General features: G+C 71.5%; 6 protein-coding genes. 4 read left to right on the forward strand and 2 right to left on the reverse strand.

Annotation, left to right across the window (positions count from 1 at the left end):
• The 3 genes from M4J07_RS45870 to M4J07_RS45880 form a co-directional block, all read left to right on the forward strand.
• The coding region (locus M4J07_RS45870; protein WP_255982971.1) for an MFS transporter at positions 1–1,331 on the forward strand (1,331 nt) is incomplete at its 5' end.
• Positions 1,328–3,001, forward strand: a complete 1,674-nt coding sequence (locus M4J07_RS45875) for a thiamine pyrophosphate-dependent enzyme (RefSeq protein ID WP_255982973.1) — start codon at positions 1,328–1,330, stop codon at positions 2,999–3,001. The genes M4J07_RS45870 and M4J07_RS45875, both read left to right, overlap by 4 nt.
• The gene (locus M4J07_RS45880; protein ID WP_255982975.1) at positions 2,994–4,424 is read left to right on the forward strand and encodes an aminobutyraldehyde dehydrogenase; all 1,431 of its coding nucleotides are present in this window, start codon (positions 2,994–2,996) and stop codon (positions 4,422–4,424) included. The genes M4J07_RS45875 and M4J07_RS45880 overlap by 8 nt, the downstream gene beginning before the upstream one ends.
• Positions 4,425–4,454: 30 nt before the next feature.
• On the opposite strand, the gene M4J07_RS45885 is transcribed toward M4J07_RS45880, so the two are convergent.
• Both M4J07_RS45885 and M4J07_RS45890 read right to left on the reverse strand, forming a co-directional pair.
• Positions 4,455–4,676 (reverse strand): helix-turn-helix domain-containing protein, encoded by a 222-nt coding sequence (locus tag M4J07_RS45885; RefSeq protein WP_255982977.1) that lies wholly within the window; start codon positions 4,674–4,676, stop codon positions 4,455–4,457.
• A complete protein-coding gene (locus tag M4J07_RS45890; RefSeq protein WP_255982979.1) occupies positions 4,676–5,167 on the reverse strand; it encodes a DUF2975 domain-containing protein in 492 nt (163 codons plus the stop codon). The genes M4J07_RS45885 and M4J07_RS45890 overlap by 1 nt, the downstream gene beginning before the upstream one ends.
• 439 nt (positions 5,168–5,606) lie before the next feature.
• On the opposite strand from M4J07_RS45890, the gene M4J07_RS45895 reads away from it, so the two are divergent.
• Positions 5,607–7,087: flavin-containing monooxygenase (locus tag M4J07_RS45895; protein ID WP_255982981.1), on the forward strand; the 1,481-nt coding region annotated here is incomplete at its 3' end.

Consider the following 7,087-nt stretch of genomic DNA (forward strand, 5'->3'; position numbering starts at 1 on the left):
GCACGCCCAGCAAGCCCGACCTGAAGGACATCAGAAGACTGCTGACGGCAGCCTTCAGCGGCACCGCACTGGAGTGGTACGACTACTTCCTCTACGGCACCGCCGCCGCGCTCGTCTTCAACAAGCTGTTCTTCCCCGAGCTCGATCCGGCGGTCGGCACGATCGCCTCGTTCGTGACGTTCGCCGTCGGATTCGTGGCCCGCCCCATCGGCGCCGCGATCTTCGGCCACATCGGTGACCGCTACGGCCGCAAGGTCTCACTGATCATCACGGTCGTGATGATGGGCGCCACGACGGGCTGCATCGGCCTGCTGCCCACGTACGACACCATCGGCATCTGGGCGCCCGCACTGCTGTCCGCCCTGCGCTTCCTCCAGGGCATATCGGTGGGCGGCGAGTGGTCGGGCGCGATGCTGCTCACCTTGGAGCACACCCCCAAGGAGAAGCACGGCAGCTACTCGTCCATCCCTCAACTCGGCTCGCCCGTCGGGACGTTGCTGTCCAGCGGTGCCTTCGCGCTGGTCGGCATGCTGCCCGACGACGCCTTCTACTCGTGGGGCTGGCGCCTGCCGTTCCTGATCGCCTTCCCGCTGCTCGGCTTCGCCCTCTACCTGCGCATGCACATCGAGGAGTCGCCGGTCTTCCGCAAGATGCTGGACGACGCCGAACGCAACGGCCCGAAGCCGGCGCCGCTCGTCGAGGCGTTCCGGCGCACCTGGGGCCGCATGATCGTGGGCGTGGGTGCCGCGTTCCTCGGCGTGGGCGGCTTCTTCCTGATGAGCACGTTCATCATTTCCTACGGCACCGACGAACTCGGCATCGACAAGCAGACGATGCTCAACTCCACCGTCATCGGCTCGGTCGTGGAGATCGTGGTGCTGGTCCTCGCCGGACGGCTCGCCGACCGGATCGGGGCCTGGCGGGTCTGCGCGATGGGCGCGCTCGTCACGATGGTCGTGGCGTTCCCCGCCTTCTGGCTCGTCGACACGAAGGAGACCGGCCTGGTCTACCTCGGTGTCTCGCTCGGCATCGGCGCCCTGTCGATCCCGTACGCGCCGATCGGCGCCGTTGTCTCCGGGATGTTCCCCGAGGAGTTCCGGTACAGCGCCGTCGCCATGTCGTACAACCTCGCGGGCGTCCTGTCCGGCTTCGTGCCGCTGATGGCGACCTCGCTCACCGGCGCCGCCGACGGCGCCTCGTGGGGCGCCGCCCTGCTGCTCATGGTCATCGCCGCCTGCACCGTGGCCGGCTCCCTCGCCGCCGGGACGGTCCTGCGCCGGCGCGCCGCCACCCCTTCCACCCCGTCCCAGAACGTCGAGGTCCCCGCATGAACCGGCACCACCCTGCCCGCACCGGCGGCCAGGTCCTGATCGATCAGCTCGCCGCGCACGGCGTCGACACCGCGTACGGCGTGCCCGGCGAGAGCTACCTCGCCGCCCTCGACGCCCTGCACGACGCCCCGGTCCGTCTGGTGGTGTGCCGCCACGAAGGCGGCGCCGCCTACATGGCGGAGGCGCACGGCAAGCTCACCGGGCGCCCCGGGATCTGCTTCACCACCCGGGGCCCCGGCGCCACGAACGCGCTCGTCGCCCTGCACACCGCTCACCAGGACGCCACCCCGCTGATCCTCTTCATCGGCCTCGTCCCGCGCGACCACACCGACCGGCACTCGTTCCAGGAACTGGACCTGCGCGGCACGTTCGGCGCCAGCGCCAAACTCGTCGAGACCGTCGACGACGCCGCCCGCATCCCCGAGTACGTGGCCCGGGCCTTCGCCGTCGCGAGCAGCGGCCGCCCGGGGCCGGTGGTCATCGGACTGCCCGAGGATATGCTCACGGACACCGTCCAGGTCCCCGACGCCACCCCGCTGCCGGTTCCGGACGGCGGCGTCGCCCCTGCCGAACTCGCCCGTTTCCAGAGCCTGTTGACTGCCGCGGAGCGGCCGCTCGTGATCCTCGGCGGCAGCCGCTGGACGCCCGACGCCCGCGCCGACGTCCGCGACTGGGCCCAGGCGTGGTCGCTGCCCGTCGCTGTCGACTTCCGCTGCCAGGACCTGTTCGACAACGAGACCGAGAACTACGTCGGACACCTCGGCTACGGCCGGGACGACCAGCTCGCGGAGCGGGTGCGCACCGCGGACCTACTGATCGCCGTCGGAGCCGCGCCCGGCGACGTCACGACCGACGGGTACACGCTGCTGCCGCACGACGGCACCGGGCCCCGCCTCGTGCAGGTGCTGCCCGATGCCCAGCCCCCGGGCGTCCTCCACCGGGCCGAACTGACGCTGCTCGCCGCTCCCACCGGCTTCGGGGCGGCCGTCCGCGGGCTGCGGCCCGGCGGGCCCGTGCCCTGGGCCACGCTCACCAAGCAGGACCGGGCCGCGCACCTCGCCTTCCGCACCCCGGCGCCGGACGGGGACCCGCTCGACCTCGGCGCCGTCTTCGCCGCCCTCGACGCCCGGCTGCCCGCCGACGCCGTCGTCACCTTCGGCGCCGGCAACCACGCCATCTGGGCCCAGCGCTTTCTCACCCACCGGGCGGGCGGACGCCAAATCGCCCCGCGCAACGGCTCCATGGGCTACGGCATCCCCGCCGCCGTGGCCGCCGCCCTCGAACACCCCGGCCGCCGTGTCGTCTCCATCGCGGGCGACGGCTGCTTCCTGATGAACGGTCAGGAGCTCGCCACCGCCGTCACCGAGGGCGCCGCCCCGCTGATCCTCGTCCTGAACAACGCGCAGTACGGCACCATCCGCCAACACCAGGAGCAGACCTATCCCGGCCGGGTCAGCGGCACCGCCCTCGGCAACCCCGACTTCGCCGCGTACGCCCGGGCCTTCGGCGCCCATGGCGAGACCGTCACCGTCACCGAGGAGTTCGGGCCGGCCCTGGAGCGCGCCCTGGCCTGTGGCCGGGCCGCCCTCATCGAGCTGAAGGTGACCGACGGGCGGCTCGCCCCCGGCGTCACCGTGGCCGCGCTGCGCAAGGAGACCGCCGATGTCTGACCTCACCCTGCACAACGTCGTCGACGGCCGCGCGGCCGGGGCGTCCGACCGCATGGAACTCACCGACCCCGCCACCGAGGAGGTCTACGGCACGGCGCCCCGCTCATCGGCCGCCGACGTGGACCGTGCGGTCGCGGCCGCCCGCCGTGCCCTGCCCGGGTGGCGGCGCAGCACCCCGGCCCGGCGGCAGGAGGCGCTGCTGCGCCTCGCCGACCTGGTCGTCGAGCACGCGGACGAGCTCCTCGCGGCCGAGGTGCGCGCCACGGGTAAACCCCGCGAGACCACCCGTACCCTTGAAATCCTGCGCGGGGCCGGCCAGTTGAGGTTCTTCGCCGGTGCGGCCCGCGTTCTGGAGGGCGTCGCCGCGGGGGAGTACGCCGAGGGCCACACCTCGTACGTGCGCCGCGAGCCGGTCGGGGTCGTCGCCCAGGTCACGCCCTGGAACTACCCCTTCATGATGGCCGTGTGGAAGCTCGGTCCGGCTCTCGCCGCCGGCAACACCGTCGTCCTGAAGCCGTCCGACACCACCCCGTGGTCGACGGTCCTGCTCGGCGAACTCGCGCAGCGGGCCTTCCCGCCCGGCGTCGTGAACATCGTCTGCGGGGACCGCGACACCGGCCGGACCCTCGTCGCTCACCCGGACGTCGACATGGTCGCCATCACCGGCAGCACCCGCGCCGGATCCGAGGTCATGGCGGAAGCGGCGCGGGACGTGAAGAACGTCCACCTCGAACTGGGCGGCAAGGCGCCGGCGATCGTCTTCGCCGACGTCGACCTGGTCCGCACGGCCCGCGCCCTGGCCGACGCCGCGTTCTTCAACGCGGGCCAGGACTGCACCGCGGTCACCCGCGTCCTCGTGCAAAGCGAGGCGCACGACGCGCTGCTGACCGCGCTCGTCGAGGCCGCGCGGAACACCAGGGCGGGGGCGCCGGACGAGGACGACGTCTTCCACGGCCCGCTCAACAGCGCGGCCCACGCGGCCCGCGTCGCGTCCGTCGTGGAGTCGCTGCCCGATCACGCCATGGTGGAGACGGGCGGCGCGCTCCTCGACCGCCCCGGCTACTTCTTCCCGGCCACCGTGATCTCCGGGGTCCGCCAGGACGACGATGTGGTGCAGGGGGAGATCTTCGGCCCGGTCGTCACCGTCCAGCCCTTCGCCGACGAGGACGAGGCGATCGCCCTCGCCAACGGCGTCGACCTGGGCCTCGCCTCCAGCGTCTGGACCGCGGACCTGGCTCGCGCCATGCGGGTGAGCGCCGAGCTCGACTTCGGCTGCGTCTGGCTCAACTGCCACCAGGTGATCCCCGCCGAGATGCCGCACGGCGGCTACAAGCAGTCCGGCATCGGCCGCGACCTCAGCCGCTACGGCCTGGACGACTACATGCGGGTCAAGCACGTGATGGCGGCCCACCGGGCACCCTGAGCCGCGGTACGGGAGGGCGCCGCGGGCCGGTCAGTCGCCCGCGGCGTCTCCGTCCTCCCAGCGCAGGAGGTCGCCCGGCTGACACTCCAGCACCTCGCAGAGCGCGGCGAGCGTCGTGAACCGCACCGCCTTGGCACGGCCGTTCTTGAGGACCGCCAGGTTGGCCGGGGTGATCCCCACCCGGTCCGCGAGCTCACCCACGGACATCTTCCGCTTGGCCAGCATCACGTCGATGTCGACGGCGATCGGCATCAGATGACCTCGTTCAACTCGGCCTGCATCCGCGTCGCTTCGACGTCGCGCGCGACGGCCTGGGCGAGCAGCATCCGCAGCACGAGCACGATGAGGGCGACCCCCAGGATGGCGACGCCGATCCCACCCATGATCAAGGTGACCCCCGGATCGTCCCGCTGACCGGGCGCGTTGACACCCGTGACCGCGAACCACACGAGGGACACGGCCACGATCGACCCGATCACGCCGTCCACGTACCGGAAGGCGGCGTCCGAGAACACGGTCCCGCGCCGCACCATCGCCACCAGCCGCCACACGCAGACCAGGGCGACCTGGACCGGCACCATCCCCAGGATCGCGATCACGCGCATCGCGGTCAGCGCCAGCGACCCGTCCTCCGGATCATTTCCGCTCACCAGCACCCACGCCATCGACGCCTGTACGAACAGGGTGCCCGCGAGCACCACCGCGAGCACGACGCGCAGCGCCCGCACGGTCAGTTGTCCCATGCCTCATCCCTCCATCGACTTGCGATGGGAATCTATCGAATTTCGATAGCTCAGGCAAGAAGCTCTTCCTGGGGCTGCGATACGGCATGGTGACCGGGCGAGGTGGGCGGATACTCGTCCCGCCGGGCGATGGCGCCGAGGGGTGCGACGTCGTGACGCGCCGCCGACCGTCAAGAGGGGCGGCACACGCAACCCCGCCACGTTCTCCCCACTCAACGTCCACGCTCTTTGGGTATTTGCCCTGCTCCAGGCACGTTTGCGTGTGATCCAAGTCACGTTACCGGAGGTATCTGAAACGCGGTGTCGCAGGTAAGTTGCCGGTACCGCAGAGATGCGGAGCCGCGTGTCTGCGCAACCGTCGGCGCTCCCCGTGGCGGCGACCCTCCGCCTTTCCCTGCCTCTCCCCGGGGCCCGCGAGCGAGAGTGAGGACCCTCCGCGATGGAGCAGCAGCAAGTCGACGTCCTGGTCATCGGCGCCGGAATATCCGGCATCAGTTCCGCGCGGCACGTCCTGCGCGGCAACCCCGGCGCCTCGCTCGTCGTGCTCGAACGGCGCGCCCGCGTCGGCGGTACCTGGGACCTCTTCCAGTATCCCGGCATCCGCTCCGACTCCGACATGTCCACCTTCGGATTCGGCTTCCGCCCGTGGCGCGACGCGCGCATCCTGGCCGGCGGCGCGGAGATCCGGCAGTACGTCGAGGACGCCGCGGCCGACGACGGTGTGCTGGAGCACGTCCGCTTCGGGCGCCGGGCGATCAGCGCCGACTTCTCGCAGGACACCGGCCGTTGGACCGTCGAGGTCGAGGACGAGAGCACCGGCGAGCACGAGTCGTACAGCGCGGGCTACCTCGTGGGGGCGACCGGCTACTACGACTACGACACCCCCTACCGCCCGCAGTTCCCCGGCGAGGCGGACTACCAGGGCACCCTGGTCCACCCCCAGCACTGGCCGGAGGACTTCGATCACACCGGCAAGCGCGTCGTCGTCATCGGCTCCGGCGCCACCGCCATCACCCTGCTGCCCGCGATGGCCGACGAGGCCGCGCACGTCACCATGCTGCAGCGCTCGCCCACGTACGTGCTCGCGCTGCCCGAGGTCGACCCGGTCACCTTCCTCCTGCAGAAGCTGCGCGCCCCCGCCCGCCTCACGCACAAGATCGCCCGGACCCGCAACATCGCGCTGCAGCGCGGGAGTTACGCCTTCTGCCGCAAGTACCCCCGCCTCGCCCGCAAGGCGCTCCTCGGCCTGGTGCGCGCCCGGGCCGGCAAGAGCGTCGACATGCGCCACTTCAGCCCCCGCTACAAGCCGTGGGACCAGCGCCTGTGCGTCGTCCCCGGCGGCGACCTGTTCAAGGTGCTCAAGAGCGGCAAGGCGTCGATCGCCACCGACCACATCGACACCTTCACCGCGGACGGCATCCGTCTGAAGTCCGGCGAGGAACTGAAGGCCGACGTCGTCGTCACCGCCACGGGCCTGAGCGTCCGCCTCCTGGGCGGCATGGAGCTCACCGTCGACGGCAGCCCGGTGGACGTCAAGAACCGCGTCCTCTACAAGGCCGTGCTCCTTGAAGGCGTCCCCAACATGTCCCTCGTCATCGGCTACACCAACGCCTCCTGGACCCTGAAGGCGGACCTGGCGGCCGACTACACCGCCCGCCTGCTCGCGCACATGCGCAGCCACGGTCACGACATCGCCACCCCGCTGGCCTCCGACGCCGACCGGTCGGAGTTCTCCGTCATGGGCGAGGCGCTGACCTCCGGCTACATCGCACGCGCCAACGAGGTCATGCCGCGCCAGGGCACCCGCGACCCGTGGCGCCTGTGGAACAACTACTACCGCGACCGCGCCATGCTCCAGGACGCCCCCATCGAGGACGGCTCCCTGCGCTTCGAGAAGGCCGCCCGCACAGACACCGCCGC

The organism is Streptomyces longispororuber (assembly GCF_024448165.1).
Classification (GTDB): Bacteria; Actinomycetota; Actinomycetes; order Streptomycetales; family Streptomycetaceae; genus Streptomyces; species Streptomyces longispororuber_A.

Bases quoted from the DNA above. Each gene is read 5' to 3' on its own strand.
- M4J07_RS45890 (WP_255982979.1), bottom strand. From the start codon at position 5,167: ATGGGACAACTGACCGTGCGGGCGCTGCGCGTCGTGCTCGCGGTGGTG.
- M4J07_RS45880 (WP_255982975.1), top strand. From the start codon at position 2,994: ATGTCTGACCTCACCCTGCACAACGTCGTCGACGGCCGCGCGGCCGGG.
- M4J07_RS45885 (WP_255982977.1), bottom strand. From the start codon at position 4,676: ATGCCGATCGCCGTCGACATCGACGTGATGCTGGCCAAGCGGAAGATG.
- M4J07_RS45875 (WP_255982973.1), top strand. From the start codon at position 1,328: ATGAACCGGCACCACCCTGCCCGCACCGGCGGCCAGGTCCTGATCGAT.